The sequence below is a fragment of the Bacillus sp. 0102A genome, from assembly GCF_036765155.1.
Lineage (GTDB): Bacteria > Bacillota > Bacilli > Bacillales > Bacillaceae > Bacillus > Bacillus subtilis_G.
The window spans coordinates 444,896-461,626 of the sequence record NZ_JBAIZW010000002.1 but is presented as its reverse complement, the minus strand read 5'-3'; the positions used below and the strand labels follow the sequence as shown (position 1 = coordinate 461,626).

The window sequence follows — 16,731 nt, the reverse complement described above, 5'->3', positions numbered from 1 at the left end:
TATTCCTTTATGATAGATTATATTCCATTTCGGGTAAGGGGGAAAAAGTTTGTCACAGCAATCTATACAAAAAGTGTTAGTAGCAAACAGGGGAGAAATTGCAATCCGTATATTCCGTGCTTGTACAGAATTAAATATTCGTACAGTTGCGGTCTATTCAAAAGAAGATTCCGGTTCCTATCATCGTTATAAAGCAGATGAAGCGTATCTGGTTGGCGAAGGAAAAAAACCGATTGATGCTTACCTGGATATTGAGGGTATCATTGATATTGCGAAAAGAAACAAAGTGGATGCAATCCATCCGGGATACGGTTTCTTATCTGAGAATATACATTTCGCCAAACGCTGTGAAGAAGAAGGCATTGTGTTCATCGGTCCTACTTCTGAACATTTAAATATGTTTGGTGATAAGGTGAAAGCGCGTGAACAGGCAGAAAAAGCCGGAATTCCTGTAATCCCGGGAAGCGATGGTCCTGCAGAAACGCTTGAAGCCGTCGAACAATTCGGACAAACGCACGGTTATCCGATGATTATTAAAGCTTCTCTTGGCGGCGGCGGACGCGGCATGAGAATTGTCAGAAGTGAAAGTGAAGTAAAAGAAGCATATGATCGTGCAAAATCAGAGGCAAAAGCAGCCTTTGGCAATGACGAAGTATATGTAGAGAAACTGATTGAAAACCCTAAGCACATTGAAGTTCAAGTCATTGGGGACAAGCAGGGCAACGTGGTTCATCTTTTTGAAAGGGATTGTTCTGTTCAAAGACGCCATCAAAAAGTAATCGAAGTAGCGCCGAGTGTCTCGCTGTCACCTGAATTGAGAGATCAAATTTGCGAAGCGGCAGTTGCGCTTGCCAAAAATGTGGATTATATAAACGCCGGTACGGTTGAGTTCCTTGTCGCGAACAACGAGTTCTATTTCATTGAAGTAAACCCGCGCGTTCAAGTTGAACATACAATTACAGAAATGATTACCGGTGTCGATATTGTCCAAACACAGATCCTTGTTGCCCAGGGACACAGTCTTCACAGCAAAAAAGTAAATATTCCACAGCAAAAGGACATTTCTACAATCGGTTATGCAATTCAGTCACGGGTAACGACTGAAGATCCGCAGAATGATTTCATGCCCGATACAGGAAAAATTATGGCTTACCGCTCTGGCGGCGGCTTTGGTGTCCGGCTAGACACTGGCAACAGCTTCCAAGGCGCCGTGATTACCCCGTATTACGATTCACTTCTCGTTAAGCTTTCAACTTGGGCTTTAACATTTGAACAGGCGGCGGCCAAAATGGTCCGAAACCTTCAGGAGTTTAGAATCAGAGGCATTAAAACAAATATTCCGTTCCTTGAGAACGTTGCAAAACATGATAAATTCCTGACAGGACAATATGATACGTCCTTCATTGATACAACACCTGAGCTATTTATTTTCCCTAAACAGAAAGACCGCGGCACGAAAATGCTCACGTACATCGGCAATGTGACAGTGAACGGGTTCCCTGGAATCGGGAAAAAAGAAAAACCGGCGTTTGACAAGCCGATACACGTAAAAGCAGGCGTTGATCAGGAGCCTGCCAGAGGAACGAAGCAAATCCTTGATGAAAAAGGTGCTGAAGGTCTTGCGAAATGGGTGAAGGAACAGAAATCTGTCCTTTTAACTGATACAACATTCAGGGATGCACACCAATCCTTATTGGCAACAAGATTCAGATCACATGATTTGAAAAAAATCGCGAATCCGACGGCTGCTTTATGGCCTGAGCTATTCAGCATGGAAATGTGGGGAGGCGCGACCTTCGATGTAGCCTACCGATTCCTCAAAGAAGATCCGTGGAAGCGTTTGGAGGACCTTCGAAAGGAAGTGCCGAATACCTTATTCCAGATGCTGCTCCGTTCATCAAACGCAGTCGGCTATACGAATTATCCGGACAATGTGATTAAAGAATTTGTGAAACAATCCGCTCAATCCGGTATTGACGTGTTCCGTATATTCGACAGCTTAAACTGGGTAAAAGGGATGACATTAGCCATTGATGCTGTTCGGGATACCGGCAAAGTGGCAGAAGCTGCGATTTGTTACACAGGTGATATCCTTGACAAGAATCGCACGAAATATGATCTTGCTTATTATACGTCGATGGCGAAGGAGCTTGAGGCTGCCGGAGCTCATATTCTCGGGATTAAAGATATGGCAGGGCTGTTAAAACCGCAGGCTGCATATGAACTCGTTTCTGCATTGAAAGAGACGATTGACATTCCGGTTCACCTGCATACGCATGATACGAGCGGAAACGGTATTTATATGTATGCAAAAGCTGTTGAAGCAGGCGTTGATATCATAGACGTGGCGGTCAGCGCAATGGCGGGGTTAACGTCTCAGCCTAGTGCGAGCGGATTTTATCATGCGATGGAAGGCAACGCCCGCCGCCCGGAAATGAATGTCCAAGGTGTTGAAATGCTGTCCCAATATTGGGAGTCAGTGCGTAAATACTATAGCGAATTTGAAAGCGGAATGAAGTCACCGCATACTGAAATTTATGAACACGAAATGCCTGGAGGCCAATACAGCAACCTGCAGCAGCAGGCCAAGGGAGTAGGCCTGAGTGACCGCTGGAATGAAGTCAAAGAAATGTACAGACGCGTCAACGATATGTTCGGCGATGTCGTGAAGGTCACGCCTTCCTCAAAAGTCGTTGGAGATATGGCGCTCTACATGGTACAAAACAACTTGACTGAAAAGGACGTGTACGAAAAAGGCGAATCATTGGATTTCCCTGATTCAGTTGTTGAGCTATTCAAAGGAAATATCGGCCAGCCTCATGGTGGGTTCCCGCAAAAACTCCAAAAGCTGATCTTAAAAGGGCAGGAGCCAATTACGGTCAGACCTGGAGAACTGCTTGAGCCGGTATCATTTGAAGCGATCAAACAGGAATTTAAAGAGCAGCATAACTTGGAGATTTCAGATCAAGATACTATTGCGTATGCCCTTTATCCTAAAGTCTTCTCTGATTATGTGAAAACGGCAGAAAGCTATGGAGACATTTCGGTATTAGATACACCGACATTCTTCTATGGCATGACATTAGGTGAAGAAATAGAAGTGGAAATTGAGCGCGGAAAAACGCTGATCGTTAAGCTGATTTCAATCGGCGAGCCTCAGCCTGATGCCACTCGCGTCCTTTATTTCGAACTGAACGGGCAGCCGCGTGAAGTTGTCATTAAAGATGAAAGCATTAAGTCTTCCGTTCAGGAAAAGCTGAAAGCGGACCGGACAAACCCAACCCACATCGCTGCCTCCATGCCTGGAACGGTTATTAAGGTATTGACTGAGGCAGGTGCAAAAGTCAATAAAGGTGATCACTTGATGATCAATGAAGCGATGAAAATGGAAACAACGGTTCAGGCGCCTTTCTCAGGAACAATCAAGCAGGTTCATGTGAAAAATGGCGAGCCGATCCAAACGGGAGATCTGCTTATCGAAATTGAAAAAGCATAATAAACCGGAGTGTATATCATTTGATATACACTCTTGTTTTTTAGAAAAAAGCGGAGTGAAACAAATGAAAGTTGTCATTGTGTGGTTTAGAAGAGATTTAAGGCTTGAAGACAATACAGCACTGTCAAAAGCTATTTCCTATTCAAAACAAAAACAGGCTGGTCTGCTTCCGATCTTTCAGGTCGATCCTCACTTTGTAGATATGAAGTATGATATGAGCCAGAATATTTTTTTAAGACACTATCTGTTTTTACAAATGAAGCGCGACAAAAGGGACTCTATCTGCACATCTTTTATCTTGAAGCGATACATATGTTTCGCAGGCTGATGGATGCATATGAAATTGATGCGATTTTTTATAATCAGGATGACGCAGGATACGAAGCGCAGCGGGATCATGAAGTATCAGCGTTTTTAAGAAAAAACGGGATTTATCCTTCGCCGTGGACAGATGCACATATTCACGGTGCGGATGACATCGTGAAACAAGATGGCAGTATGTATAAGGTGTTTACGCCATATTTTAGATCATGGTCAAAGGCTGAAAAGCCGAAAATGTTGGAGATCGATCCTCATTTTTTATGTTCAACACAGATGATTAGAAATCAGTCGTTATCTAATCAGGGCGAACGGGTGCTGGAACATCTTGTGCAGTCCAGCAAAAGACACTGGGTGCATGTTGATGCCTCCATTGCAAAAGAGGCTCTCTTCCGATTTATAGATGAAAAGCTGTCAATGCACCATAAAAATAGAGACATTCCTTTTGCAAATAGCACCAGCGAGCTGTCCCGGTTTCTAAAAACCGGCGTCTTGTCACCGCGTATGGTATATTATGCAGTACTGCAGCATGAGTCGCCGCAAGGAGCGAAGGACGTTTTTATCAAGGAGCTGGCTTGGCGCGACTTTTACAACATGGTATACGCCGCTCATCCGCACATGGCTGAGACGGAAATTGATGAGAGGTTCTGCAACATCAGCTGGAATCATGATCACAAGCTGTTTCAAGCGTGGTGTGAAGGGTGCACTAGTTTTCCGATCGTTGATGCGGGGATGAGGCAGCTTAACAAAGAAGGCTGGATGCATAACCGGCTTCGCATGATCACTGCTTCTTTTCTCGTTAAGGACTTTTTAATCGATTGGCGTCTCGAGGAAGCATATTTTGCTGATAAATTAATTGATTACGATCCTGCATCTAACATTGGCGGGTGGCAGTGGGCTGCTTCTGTCGGGATGGATGCTGTGCCGTACTTCAGGATATTTAATCCTGTCACCCAATCTAAGAAGTTTGATCCGGATGGGCTGTTTATTAAGAGATACATTCCCGAATTGAAACATATTCCGGATGAATTTCTTCACGAGCCATGGAAAATGACGCCTCAAATTGAAGGGAGTTCATCCTGCATCATCGGCGAGGATTATCCAAAGCCGCTCATTGATCATCAAGTTCAGCGGAGGCCGGCCATTGAAACATATGAAACGGCAAAAAATATGACATAAAAAAGACCAAAGCACTGGAAGCTTTGGTCTAAAATCTTTATGATTGTCTGGATTCATAACGGAACCGTGCAATCAATAATATGAAATAGCATAGAACGCCAAACAGGCAGGCAATAAAGAACGAGTGGGCAAGAGCAAATCCCAGAGCCAGTTCAGTATACACGATCATAATACCGGACAGTGCCTGTAATGTAATAAAAATAAGACATGAGATCCAGCCCCAAAAGATCTGCTTTTGATCTTTATAGGAAGTAATAGCATGAACAGCGGCCACAATAATCCATACAAACAAGAGCAATGCTGCTGTTCTGTGGCCCATTTGCACCCATTCAGGGAATTGAGTCGGAAGTCCATTGTTCAGCGGACTGCACAGCGGCACATCAGGACATGCCAGGCTTGATTCTGTATGTCTTACATATGCGCCTGTATACACAACGATATAGGTATATATTAATATTCCTATCATGTGAAATTGCATTCTTTTGCCGATTTTAAGCGGTTTAACCAGTTTTCTAACTGATTTGTCAGCTTCAAATATAAGCAACGTCAAAATAAGCACTGAAGCGAAAGATATCAATGAGATGCCGAAGTGAAGCGCCATAATCAGCGCGTTTGAACCGAATACGACGGCCAATGCGCCAAGCAGTGCCTGTAGAAATAAAAAGATAATAGACATGATCGCGAGAAACGTTGTTTCACGGAAAATCGGCGTGATTTTTCTCCATGACCAAAACGCAAGGCTTAACACAAGGATAATAGAGATCCCGCTTGCGAATCTGTGGCTCCATTCAATAATTGAAGCCGGATTCATTTCAGGGAAAAAACGGCCGTGACACAGCGGCCACTGTCTGCCGCATCCTTGGCCGGAACCTGTTTTTGTAACGAGGGCTCCCCCGATTAAAACAATAAGCATGACAAATGTTGTCAGAACACCGAGAGCTTTTAATGCTTTATTCATTTAATTCACCTTCTTAACATACTGCTGCAATTTTATATACGTTCCAAGTGTAAGCGAATATGTGTTTTGAGGCAATTCTTAGAGCCTTTTGTTCACAAAAATATAATAGAATGGCGGCTTCCGGAAAATGTACACTTGATTATTCAGGCCGGGTCTGATAGAAATAAGGTAAACGCACTGCCGATTTCGCGATTGCCTTTTTCTTTGGTAAAATTCATAAAAAGTTCACAAATAAATTCCTGTTTGTCGTTTAATATTTAATAGGATGTTTTTTTACAAGATGTTATCTTGTATGATAGAGTTGCAGGTTTTTTATTGTCCTGCGTTAGGTTTGTAAGGGAGGTTTACGTTATGGCTAACTCCAGAATCATAAATGATACAGCTATAGACGGACAAATTGAAGAAACAACGGCATGGAAAGATTTTCTGTCCCTTATTAAAATAGGGATCGTCAATTCCAATCTCATCACGACTTTTACTGGAATGTGGCTTGCACTGCATATTTCCGGTTTGAGTTTTTTAGGCAATATAAACACCGTTCTTCTTACATTAATCGGGTCATCTCTGATTATTGCGGGCTCTTGCGCGATCAATAACTGGTATGACCGGGATATCGATCATCTGATGGAGCGCACGAAAGTAAGACCGACGGTTACGGGTAAAATTCAGCCGAATCAGGCGTTATGGTCCGGAATTTTGCTGGTTGCTTTAGGATTGATCATGCTGCTGATGACAACTGTCATGGCTGCTGTTATCGGTTTTATCGGAGTCTTTACGTATGTTGTATTGTACACAATGTGGACGAAACGCCGCTATACGATTAACACAGTAGTAGGAAGTGTTTCCGGTGCTGTTCCGCCGCTTATTGGATGGACGGCAGTGGAAGGGCATATCGGTGTCGTGGCATGGGTATTATTCATGATTTTATTTATTTGGCAGATCCCTCATTTTTTAGCATTGGCTATTAAGAAAACTGAGGATTACAGAGCTGCAAATATTCCGATGCTTCCTGTCGTATACGGATTTGAAGTGACAAAAAGACAAATTATTGTGTGGGTTGCGTGCCTGATGCCGCTTCCGTTTTTCCTTGGAAGCTTGGGCCTGCCGATTGTCATTCTCGGCTTGCTGTTAAATATCGGCTGGCTGATTCTCGGCTTGATGGGCCTCCGCACCAAAAATATCATGAAGTGGGCAACGCAGATGTTCATTTACTCGCTCAATTACATGACAATCTATTTCGTTGCCATGGTTGTCTTGACTCTTTTTTAAAAAATAGATACATTGCTTGTTTTATCGCTTCAAAATAATCGATGACAACTAGTAAATGCCGCCTTGACCTTTTGTTTAATCAGGCGGCTTTACTTTTATACATAGATGGCATTTTGAGTCAAAAAACTCATATTTTAAGAGAAGTGGAAATGTAAGTGCTTTATTGGGGATAGGCTGGATTGCGACGAATTTCGATCTGCTCTCCGCCTTTGTATTGACCAGAAAAGGGGTTGGGTGAAATGGTAAAGCATTGGCGTCTTATTTCATTATTAGCCTTAGTGCCGCTTCTATTAAGCGGATGTGGAAAACCTTTTTTATCCACGCTCAAGCCTGCTGGCGAGGTGGCTGATAAACAGTATGACCTGACAGTGCTCAGCACATTGATTATGGTGGTTGTTGTTGCAGTAGTATCTGTTATCTTCTTTTATGTGATTGTGAGATTCAGAAGATCACGGGTCGGTGAGAATACGATACCGAAACAGGTAGAGGGGAACAAATTTTTAGAAATCACATGGACCGTGATCCCGATTTTGCTGCTCATTATTCTTGTGATCCCTGTCGTACTATATACGCTAGAGCTAGCAGATACATCACCAATGGATAAGAAAAGCCGCAAAGCTGAAGATGCTCTTGTAGTCAATGTTCGGGCAAATTTATATTGGTGGGAGTTTGAATACCCTGATTACGGAATTATCACAAGTCAGGAGCTGATTGTGCCGACAGACCAGCGTGTGTATTTTAATTTAAAAGCCTCAGATGTAAAACATTCCTTCTGGATTCCTTCAGTTGGAGGAAAACTTGATACGAATACGGATAATGAAAATAAGTTTTTCCTGACATTTGATTCAAAACGAAGCAAAGAGGCAGGAGATATGTTTTTTGGAAAGTGTGCAGAGCTTTGCGGCCCTTCACACGCGCTGATGGATTTTAAAGTAAAGACGATGTCTGCAAAAGAATTTCAGGGCTGGACAAAAGAAATGAAAAACTATAAGTCTACAGCAGAGAGTGATTTGGCTAAGCAGGGCGAAGAACTGTTTAAAGAGAAGAACTGCCTGAGCTGCCATGCGGTCGAGCCGAATGATAAGCGGGCAGAAGCAGCAAGAACGGCCCCCAACTTAGCGACCTTCGGTGAAAGGGCAAAAGTGGCAGGGGTGAAAGACGCTAACGAAGAAAATGTGAAGGATTGGCTGAAGGATCCTGAGAGCATAAAACCGGGGAACAAAATGACTGGAACATATCCGAAGCTCTCAGACAGTGAAACAGATGCGCTTTATGAATACTTAAAAGGCTTAAAAACGGAAAGCAAGTAGGGAAGAAAGGGAGATATTAGGGGAGGTCGCATATGTTGAATACGCTTACAGAAAAGCGGACGCGCGGATCTATACTTTGGGATTATTTGACGACGGTGGACCATAAAAAAATCGCGGTTCTTTACTTAATCGCCGGGGGATTTTTCTTTCTTGTCGGCGGAATTGAAGCGATGTTTATTAGAATTCAGCTTGCAAAGCCGGAAAATGCTTTTCTCAGTGCTCAAGCGTACAATGAAGTCATGACAATGCACGGGACGACGATGATCTTTCTGGCTGCGATGCCGCTTTTATTTGCCTTGATGAATGCGGTCGTGCCTTTGCAGATTGGGGCTCGTGACGTTTCGTTTCCATTTTTAAACTCACTCGGTTTTTGGCTCTTCTTTTTCGGGGGCGTCTTCTTAAATCTAAGCTGGTTTTTGGGCGGAGCGCCAGATGCGGGCTGGACGTCATACGCCTCACTTTCGCTTCATTCTGAAGGGCATGGCATAGACTTTTTCGTCCTCGGACTGCAAATATCGGGGCTCGGGACGCTGATAGCCGGGATTAATTTTTTGGCCACGATTATCAACATGAGGGCGCCCGGCATGACGTACATGAGGCTGCCTTTGTTTACATGGACGACATTTGTGGCTTCGGCATTGATTTTGTTTGCATTTCCGCCGCTTACGGCCGGATTGGCTCTGATGATGCTGGATCGGCTGTTCGGCACCAATTTCTTTAATCCAGAGCTTGGCGGGAATACGGTCATTTGGGAGCATTTATTTTGGATCTTTGGCCACCCGGAGGTTTATATCCTGATTTTGCCTGCATTCGGTATTTTTTCAGAGGTCATTCCTGTGTTCGCCAGAAAGCGTTTGTTTGGGTATTCATCAATGGTTTTTGCCATCGTGCTTATTGGCTTTCTAGGTTTTATGGTTTGGGTCCATCACATGTTTACAACAGGTCTCGGACCGATTGCAAATGCGATTTTTGCGGTTGCCACAATGGCTATCGCGATTCCGACCGGGATTAAAATTTTCAACTGGCTTTTGACGATTTGGGGAGGAAATGTAAAGTATACGACCGCTATGCTGTATGCCGTCTCATTTATACCGTCCTTCGTGCTCGGCGGTGTAACGGGAGTTATGCTGGCAGCGGCTGCTGCTGATTATCAGTTCCATGATACGTATTTTGTGGTGGCGCATTTCCACTATGTCATTATTGGCGGTGTGGTATTCGGCCTTTTAGCCGGTGTGCATTTCTGGTGGCCGAAAATGTTCGGTAAAATTCTGCATGAGACGATGGGGAAAATTTCATTTGTATTGTTTTTTATCGGCTTTCACCTTACGTTTTTCATACAGCATTTTGTCGGTTTAATGGGTATGCCGCGCCGGGTTTATACGTTCTTACCAGGCCAGGGTCTTGAAACCGGCAACTTGATCAGTACAATCGGGGCGTTTTTTATGGCGGCGGCAGTTATTCTTCTGCTGGTCAATGTCATCTGGACATCGATAAAAGGAGAATATGTCGGAGCCGATCCATGGCAGGACGGACGTACGCTTGAATGGACTGTTTCTTCACCGCCGCCTGAGTATAATTTTAAACAGCTTCCTTTTGTCAGAGGGCTTGATCCGCTTTGGATTGAGAAGCAGGCAGGGCACAGCTCAATGACGCCGGCTGAACCGGTTGATGATATTCATATGCCGAACGGCTCAATCCTGCCGCTCATTATTTCTTTCGGCCTCTTTGTCGCAGCTTTCGGGCTGATGTACAGAACAGATCACGCTTGGGGCCTGCCGGTGATCTTTATCGGACTCGGTATCACATTTATTACGATGCTGCTTCGCTCAGTCATTGATGATCACGGCTATCATATTCATAAAGAAGAACTGCCGAACGATGATAAAGGGGTGAAGGCATAATGCAAATTGAAGAAAAATTCACTGCAGAAACCTTTCCAGCTTCTCCCGAAAAAGCAACACTGGAAGGAAAAAATAAATTTTTAGGCTTTTGGCTTTTTCTTGGAGGAGAGACAGTTCTGTTCGCGTCTCTCTTCGCAACGTTTCTCGCACTTCGGAATTCAAACGCCGGTGACCCGCCTACGACGGAAATGTTTGATGTGACGCTTGTGTTTATCGCCACAATGCTTTTATTAACAAGCAGTTTAACGAGCGTGTATGCGATGTACCACATGAAGAACTTTTCTTTCGGCAAAATGCAGCTTTGGCTGGGAATTACGATCTTATTGGGGGCGGGCTTTTTAGCATTGGAGATTTATGAGTTTAAGCATTACACCCATGAGTTTGGCTTTACCATCACAAGCTCTGCACTCGGTTCCGCGTTTTACACGCTTGTCGGTACACACGGCGCCCACGTGGCATTTGGGCTTATGTGGATCAGCACGCTGATGATACGCAATGCCAAAAGGGGACTGAACCTGTATACGGCGCCTAAGTTTTATGTTGCCAGTCTTTATTGGCACTTTATTGATGTCGTGTGGGTCTTTATCTTTACCGTTGTATACTTAATGGGGATGGTGGGATAAACATGGTCGGTAAAAAAAGCAGGGGGCATATCAACAGCGATCTTGAATTTAAGAAAAAGAAGCATGCTCAGGAGATGAAATATCAGGTTCTGTCTTTTGGCTTAATGATTGGACTAACGATTGTTGCCTTTCTGACTGTGGCAACGGACGGTGTCGCCAGTTGGTTTACGATTCCTTTCATTATTCTGCTTGCTGCAATTCAAGTCATCTTCCAACTGTATTATTTCATGCATATGAATCAAAAAGGGCATGAGGCGCCGGCACTGTTTTTGTATTCAGGCATGTTTGTCGCGTTTATTACGGTGCTTGCGTTTGTCACAATTATATGGTGGTAATTTGAACAGCTGCCGGAGGTGAAGTAATGAATCAGTTAGACGTGTTTGGGTTTCGCGCGATGTGGAGCCCTTATCTTTTTTGTATCCTGTTGGGTATTACGGTGCTTTATCTCTATTTTTACTGGCGAATGTCTTCAAAGCCTGAACGGATAACAGGTAAAGAGATGGTGTGCTTTCTGTCGGCGATGCTGTTTTTATATGCAGCCGAGGGAAGCCCGGTTGACCTGCTCGGACATATTATGTTCAGCGCGCATATGGTTCAGATGGCTGTCCTGTATTTGGTCGTCCCGCCGCTATTGATTGCGGGAATTCCTGCATGGCTTTGGGAAAAAGTCATTTTCAAGCCCGCTATTAAACCGGTTTTTTCATTCTTTTCGACACCTTTAATTGCTTTGCTTTTGTTTAACGGCATTTTTTCGTTATATCATGTTCCGCTTATATTTGATACTGTCAAAACGGATCCGTTTTATCATACATTAATGACTTGGCTCATCTTTGTGCTGGCGTTTTTGATGTGGTGGCCGCTTGTTCATAAGGTAGAGCGTCTCCGGCAGCTCAGCGGCTTGATGAAGCTGGGATATATTATGGCGGACGGTATGCTGCTCACGCCTGCTTGCGCGCTGATCATGTTCAGCGGCGCGCCGTTATACGCGACCTATACAGACCCGTCTGCATGGGCTGAGGCAATGAAGCTTTGTGTACCTGCGGATATGATGGGGCAGGTCCCATTAACAGGACCGGAGATGTTCAATACACTCCCTTTGTTGGAGGATCAGCAGCTGGGAGCAGTCATGATGAAAATCATCCAGGAAATTGTGTACGGCACTTTTTTGGCGCTTGTTTTTTTTCAATGGGTGAAGAAAGAAAGAGAAAAGGACGGGCAGGAGGAACCGCCGTATATTCAACAGACGATATCATAAAAGGTACAGCTGAAGATGCTGTACCTTTTCAGCGTGTCGACAAACCCCCGCATTCGTTGTCAAGTCTGCGCGTTGGCGCTCACGAATGAAAACATTCGCTCCGCTCCAATACTCGCCTTTCCTAGACTTCAAGGGTTTTCAATCACGCTGAAAAGATGACAAAGTGCTAAAATCAAAACCGTTTTGCATTTTGTCAACAAATCTGAAAGGAACAGCAGAAGATGCTGTTCCTTTTCATTACATTTGAACTGTTTTTAACATGTCGGATATGTCCTGAATCAGTGCCTTGCTTTTTGTTACAACCTGTACGGGAAACTCTTCCGTTTCTCCATATTCTACTCCGTGCGGGTAGTAATGCTTTCCTAAGAGAGGGGGCATTAATTGAATCACGGCGCGGCCGCTTCCAACATCGCCCTCAGCCGCAATGCCTGGTATCCGCAGGTAAAACGTACCCTCAATCGTCGAAAACTTTCTGTCATAGGTGACTCTTTCGTAATCCCATTGACCCGCTCTGATGAGACCTTTGCTTTCCATCAAGTCGTCTAGCCAGCTGAGCTCAGCCTTTACTCCTTCAAGCCCGCTTTCAGTAAACTTCAACACTGACCCCTCCTTATAAAAATTACCTTTCCTGACAATCATAGTATGAAAGCGTTAAACTTTCAATGAATCTTCTTCTTTTGAAAGTATGCAAAAAATAAATTTTGACGAAAATAGCACTAGACTAAAGGAGGATTATACGGATGACAAAAATAAAAGATCTGATGACAGCCGACTTGCAATATTGCACGGTATTAGATAATGTATATGAAGCTGCAGTAAAGATGAAGGACGCGAATATAGGTGCGGTTCCGGTAGTAGATGAGGATGGAGAAACCCTCGTTGGCATCGTGACCGACCGGGATCTCGTGTTAAGAGGTATCGCTATAAAAAAACCGAATTCGCAAAAAATCACTGACGCGATGACCGAAAAACCTGTCAGTGTGCAGGAAGATGCTTCAGTCGATGAGGTTCTTCATTTGATGGCATCACATCAGCTCAGAAGGATACCCGTTACAAAAAACAAAAAGCTGACTGGAATCGTCACGCTTGGTGATCTTTCTTTATCTGAGCAAACGAATGAACGTGCCGGCAGCGCCTTATCGGATATTTCCGAGGGTGATGACAGAGAAGAAGGCTTTTTTCATTAACACATAAATCTTTGACATGTTAAATAGGCTGTATTGTAATGAGATGTAAGGCAAGACACGTGATCGCACGGGGGTGATAGATTGAAAAATATATTGAGAGCACTGGTTATCCTCTTGATTATCTGCGGAACTTATGTTCTGTTTATTCAATACGGATCTGTTCCTGAAAAAAAATCCAATGACAGCGAGCCTCAAGTGTCTAACGAGGAAGCGCAAAGCGGCAAACGAATACATATGCCGACTTCAGGGTTATTGTCCTTTATGGGCAAGTCCGCCGATGATGTAACAAAAAAGCTTGGGAAACCTGAACGCATTGACCCTTCCGCATATGATTACGATTGGTGGGTTTACAATCAAGGAAAGGACCAATATATCCAAATCGGAGTATTAAATAATAAAGTGGTCACATTATTTGCAGCTGGGAATGATATTAACGCAAAGCCTTTCAAAATTGGCGAATCAACCGGAGAAGTATTCAAGACGACCCAGGTGGCGCCGTTTGTGAATGTAGAGTATAAAGGAAATTCCTATCGATTTGAGTTTTCTGAAGAGGATATCAATACCAGACCGACTGTGAAGGTAGGAAAGATGTATGTCCAGCTGTATATGGACAAATTTGAGGGGAAGCTATCCAGCATCAGGGCGTTTGATGCGCAAGCCTTTGTAAAGCAAAGACCTTATGAGGTTGTGTACCGCGGTGAATTAATGAAATCCAAAGATGTTTCAGATGATAAGTGGGAAAAGATCCAAACGACGAGCGAAAAGCAAATATTTGATTTGACGAATGTCATACGTGTCAAGTATGGACTTGCGAAGCTTGAGTGGGACCAGCCGACGGCGGAAGTAGCTTTTGGACATAGCAAGGATATGAAGGACAATAACTATTTCTCCCATGTTTCTAAAAAATACGGGACGCTGAAAGACCGCTTAGAAGAAGGGGATGTTGACTTTCAGCAAGCGGGAGAAAACATCGCATACAATTATGTGGACGGTCCGGCCGCTGTAGAAGGCTGGCTTAATAGTGAAGGCCATCGAAAAGCGCTTCTAAATTCCGATTATACGCATCTAGGTGTCGGAGTAGACCGGAAATATTACACCCAAAATTTTATTAAGCGATGGTAATGAAAAGCCGCGAACGGTTGGTTCCGCGGCTTTTTTATTTCTACATAATCGGCTGGTCTGGATGTGATGGTACAGAGGAGGCCGATACTCTTCCTGCGTTCGATCACCTTTATTGTATTGGGGCAAATCTAGAAACATTCCATCCTGATAGCAGCCATCTGTGCGATATTTAAAAAACGGAGCAGCACGGCGGTATTCTGACTCTCAAATTGCTCTACGCTCCCTGTGATAATAAATGAAGATATTGGTGTGAATATAGGCGAACACAATGCCTCACAAAACGATACATTGTAGTAGGTATCATTTTCGGAGGGGGTGAGGATTGTGGCGAACCAACACGCCAATCATTCAATCAATGACTTTAAACAATTCGTCAAAAAGCATCCCAAGCTGATAAAAGAAGTGCGTAAAGAACAAAGAAGCTGGCAGGACGTCTATGAAAATTGGGTCCTCTTCGGGGAGAGCGACCCGATTTGGGATCCGTATCGGGAACCGGAAGAAGGTGCGAATGCTGTGCCAGAAACGGCGAAAAAAAATGATTTTGTCTCTAAAATGGTAACAGCGGTGAAAAAAATGGATGTCAATCAAATGAACGAACAAATCAATAAAATGAGCCAGTCAATTTCATCATTGCAAAGTCTTCTTCATACATTTTCCGGGAGCAGCCAAAAGCAAACTCAGCCAGGCTCTGGACAGCATCCTTTTTCTTTTCGAAAGGATTAAAAAAGGGGAGCTTATATGCGCAAAGAGGTTCAGGAATTTATTTCAGCAAACGAAGAACGGAAACGATTCATCAGAGAACAGCCGATATGGTACCGCAGGCTTTCGAGAAAACCGGATGATCTGTCCTCCTTTCAGCTTGAGATGATGAACTTTTATGAAATAACTATACCGCACCGGGTGAACCAGTTTACGAATGGGATTCAAATGGCGCAAATGATGATGCAAATGTTTCAAGCGATGCGGACAAAAGATTGAAAGGCCCGAAAGAGGGTCTTTTTTCATGCTGTAAATGCAGGGAGATTGTTTTCAGGCTTCGGCTAAGGATTTTCCAATTGGCTGGTTTCATGGTAAACTAACAACTGGAGGTGCGTGTTATGTATGCGACGATGGAATCCGTGCGGCTTCAAAGTGAAGCTCAGCAGCTTGCCGAGATGATTCTGCAGTCGGAGACGGCTGAGAACTACCGCAATTGTTACAAGCGTCTCCAGGAAGATGAAGAGGCAGGGCGGATTATTCGTTCTTTTATTCAAATAAAAGAGCAGTATGAGGATGTACAGCGTTTTGGCAAATATCATCCTGACTATAGAGAAATATCCCGGAAAATGAGGGAGATCAAGCGGGAGCTGGATCTGAACGATAATGTGGCTGACTTCAAGAGAGCTGAAAATGAGCTCCAGTCTATTCTTGATGAGGTTAGCGTCGAGATTGGAACAGCTGTTTCAGAGCATGTTAAAGTTCCGACTGGGAACCCTTATTTTGATGGTTTGTCTTCGTGCGGAGGCGGCTGCGGTTCGGGCGGAGGCTGCGGATGCAAAGTGTCCTGACGAGACTGGCCGTCTCGTCTTTTACATATAAGAGAAATCAGGCAGGTGATTGTATTGGAGAATAGGCGCCAGGGTATGGTTGTGTATCTGCATTCCCTAAAACAAAGCAAAATGCTGAGGAAGTTCGGAAATGTGCACTATGTATCAAAACGCTTAAAATATGTCGTGCTGTATTGCGATATGAATCAAATTGAAAAAACAATGGACAAGATCGCTTCTTACTCGTTTGTGAAAAAAGTGGAGCCTTCTTATAAACCGTTTTTAAAATTGGAATTCGAGTCAAAGCTTGATAAAGCAAAAGAATACGATTATAAAATCGGCATATAGCTCTATAAAAAAATCCCCGCAGGCTTCTGCGGGGTCCTTCTATTCCTTAACAAGTTAAGGAGAAGGCAAAGGGAGAGGAGAAACCGGAGGAAGAACTTATGGGGAAACGTAAGTCTTCTCCGCGGTTGGCAACAACATCCTCTAGATGCTGTTGTTTATAGTATGGACAAGGAGCAGTCTGCCTATACACCTGTTTTAACAAGATTACGTTCATTGTTTGCAAGAATGCTTTATGTTAA

At 43.8% G+C, this 16,731-nt stretch carries 16 protein-coding genes and 1 pseudogene; 15 read left to right on the top strand and 2 right to left on the bottom strand.

The window, feature by feature from the left end; translation table 11 throughout:
- Positions 1-49 precede the first annotated feature (49 nt).
- From pyc to V6D41_RS06700, 3 genes and pseudogenes are all read left to right on the top strand, one after another.
- Positions 50-3,496, top strand: a complete 3,447-nt coding sequence (gene pyc, locus V6D41_RS06710) for a pyruvate carboxylase (protein WP_333517670.1) — start codon at positions 50-52, stop codon at positions 3,494-3,496.
- Positions 3,444-3,982, top strand: a pseudogene (locus V6D41_RS21515) (deoxyribodipyrimidine photo-lyase); the annotation flags it as partial. The gene pyc and the pseudogene V6D41_RS21515, both read left to right, overlap by 53 nt.
- A gap of 12 nt (positions 3,983-3,994) precedes the next feature.
- Positions 3,995-4,993: a cryptochrome/photolyase family protein gene (locus tag V6D41_RS06700; protein ID WP_442893053.1), complete on the top strand. Its 999-nt coding sequence runs from the start codon at positions 3,995-3,997 to the stop codon at positions 4,991-4,993.
- A gap of 37 nt (positions 4,994-5,030) precedes the next feature.
- Here the strand turns inward: V6D41_RS06700 and ctaA are convergent, their stop codons facing one another.
- Complete coding sequence (gene ctaA / locus V6D41_RS06695) at positions 5,031-5,951, bottom strand: heme A synthase CtaA (RefSeq protein ID WP_148961911.1); 921 nt, start codon at positions 5,949-5,951, stop codon at positions 5,031-5,033.
- 351 nt (positions 5,952-6,302) lie between these two features.
- On the opposite strand from ctaA, the gene cyoE reads away from it, so the two are divergent.
- The 6 genes from cyoE (at position 6,303) to ctaG (ending at position 12,309) form a co-directional block, all read left to right on the top strand.
- A complete protein-coding gene (gene cyoE / locus V6D41_RS06690; RefSeq protein WP_039073848.1) occupies positions 6,303-7,220 on the top strand; it encodes a heme o synthase in 918 nt (305 codons plus the stop codon).
- A gap of 239 nt (positions 7,221-7,459) precedes the next feature.
- Positions 7,460-8,530: a cytochrome c oxidase subunit II gene (coxB, locus tag V6D41_RS06685; protein ID WP_087992170.1), complete on the top strand. Its 1,071-nt coding sequence runs from the start codon at positions 7,460-7,462 to the stop codon at positions 8,528-8,530.
- A 32-nt stretch (positions 8,531-8,562) separates the two neighbouring features.
- Positions 8,563-10,431, top strand: coding sequence for a cytochrome c oxidase subunit I (gene ctaD, locus V6D41_RS06680; protein ID WP_333517668.1), 1,869 nt, complete (start codon positions 8,563-8,565; stop codon positions 10,429-10,431).
- The gene (gene ctaE, locus V6D41_RS06675) at positions 10,431-11,054 is read left to right on the top strand and encodes a cytochrome c oxidase subunit III (RefSeq protein ID WP_333517667.1); all 624 of its coding nucleotides are present in this window, start codon (positions 10,431-10,433) and stop codon (positions 11,052-11,054) included. Before ctaD ends, ctaE begins: the two co-directional genes overlap by 1 nt.
- A 2-nt stretch (positions 11,055-11,056) precedes the next feature.
- Positions 11,057-11,389: a cytochrome c oxidase subunit IVB gene (gene ctaF, locus V6D41_RS06670; protein ID WP_087992168.1), complete on the top strand. Its 333-nt coding sequence runs from the start codon at positions 11,057-11,059 to the stop codon at positions 11,387-11,389.
- A gap of 26 nt (positions 11,390-11,415) precedes the next feature.
- Positions 11,416-12,309, top strand: coding sequence for a cytochrome c oxidase assembly factor CtaG (gene ctaG, locus V6D41_RS06665; protein WP_333517666.1), 894 nt, complete (start codon positions 11,416-11,418; stop codon positions 12,307-12,309).
- A gap of 237 nt (positions 12,310-12,546) precedes the next feature.
- On the opposite strand, the gene V6D41_RS06660 is transcribed toward ctaG, so the two are convergent.
- Positions 12,547-12,909 carry a YugN family protein gene (locus tag V6D41_RS06660; RefSeq protein ID WP_087992166.1) on the bottom strand — a complete coding sequence of 121 codons (363 nt, stop codon included), beginning with the start codon at positions 12,907-12,909 and terminating at the stop codon, positions 12,547-12,549.
- A gap of 140 nt (positions 12,910-13,049) precedes the next feature.
- Between V6D41_RS06660 and V6D41_RS06655 the strand changes: the two genes are divergently transcribed.
- The 6 genes from V6D41_RS06655 to V6D41_RS06630 all read left to right on the top strand — a co-directional run bounded on the left by V6D41_RS06655 (position 13,050) and on the right by V6D41_RS06630 (position 16,492).
- Positions 13,050-13,496 (top strand): CBS domain-containing protein, encoded by a 447-nt coding sequence (locus V6D41_RS06655; protein ID WP_333517665.1) that lies wholly within the window; start codon positions 13,050-13,052, stop codon positions 13,494-13,496.
- 81 nt (positions 13,497-13,577) lie between these two features.
- Positions 13,578-14,618 carry a CAP domain-containing protein gene (locus V6D41_RS06650; protein ID WP_333517664.1) on the top strand — a complete coding sequence of 347 codons (1,041 nt, stop codon included), beginning with the start codon at positions 13,578-13,580 and terminating at the stop codon, positions 14,616-14,618.
- Positions 14,619-14,942: 324 nt separating this feature from the next.
- Positions 14,943-15,341, top strand: a complete 399-nt coding sequence (locus tag V6D41_RS06645) for a YlbD family protein (RefSeq protein ID WP_333517663.1) — start codon at positions 14,943-14,945, stop codon at positions 15,339-15,341.
- A gap of 15 nt (positions 15,342-15,356) precedes the next feature.
- Entirely contained in the window at positions 15,357-15,596 is a 240-nt protein-coding gene (locus tag V6D41_RS06640; protein ID WP_333517662.1) for a YlbE-like family protein, read from the top strand.
- Between the two features lie 119 nt (positions 15,597-15,715).
- Positions 15,716-16,165 carry a regulatory iron-sulfur-containing complex subunit RicF gene (gene ricF, locus V6D41_RS06635; RefSeq protein ID WP_333517661.1) on the top strand — a complete coding sequence of 150 codons (450 nt, stop codon included), beginning with the start codon at positions 15,716-15,718 and terminating at the stop codon, positions 16,163-16,165.
- A gap of 54 nt (positions 16,166-16,219) precedes the next feature.
- The gene (locus V6D41_RS06630) at positions 16,220-16,492 is read left to right on the top strand and encodes a YlbG family protein (protein ID WP_015715839.1); all 273 of its coding nucleotides are present in this window, start codon (positions 16,220-16,222) and stop codon (positions 16,490-16,492) included.
- The last annotated feature ends 239 nt before the right edge of the window (positions 16,493-16,731 follow it).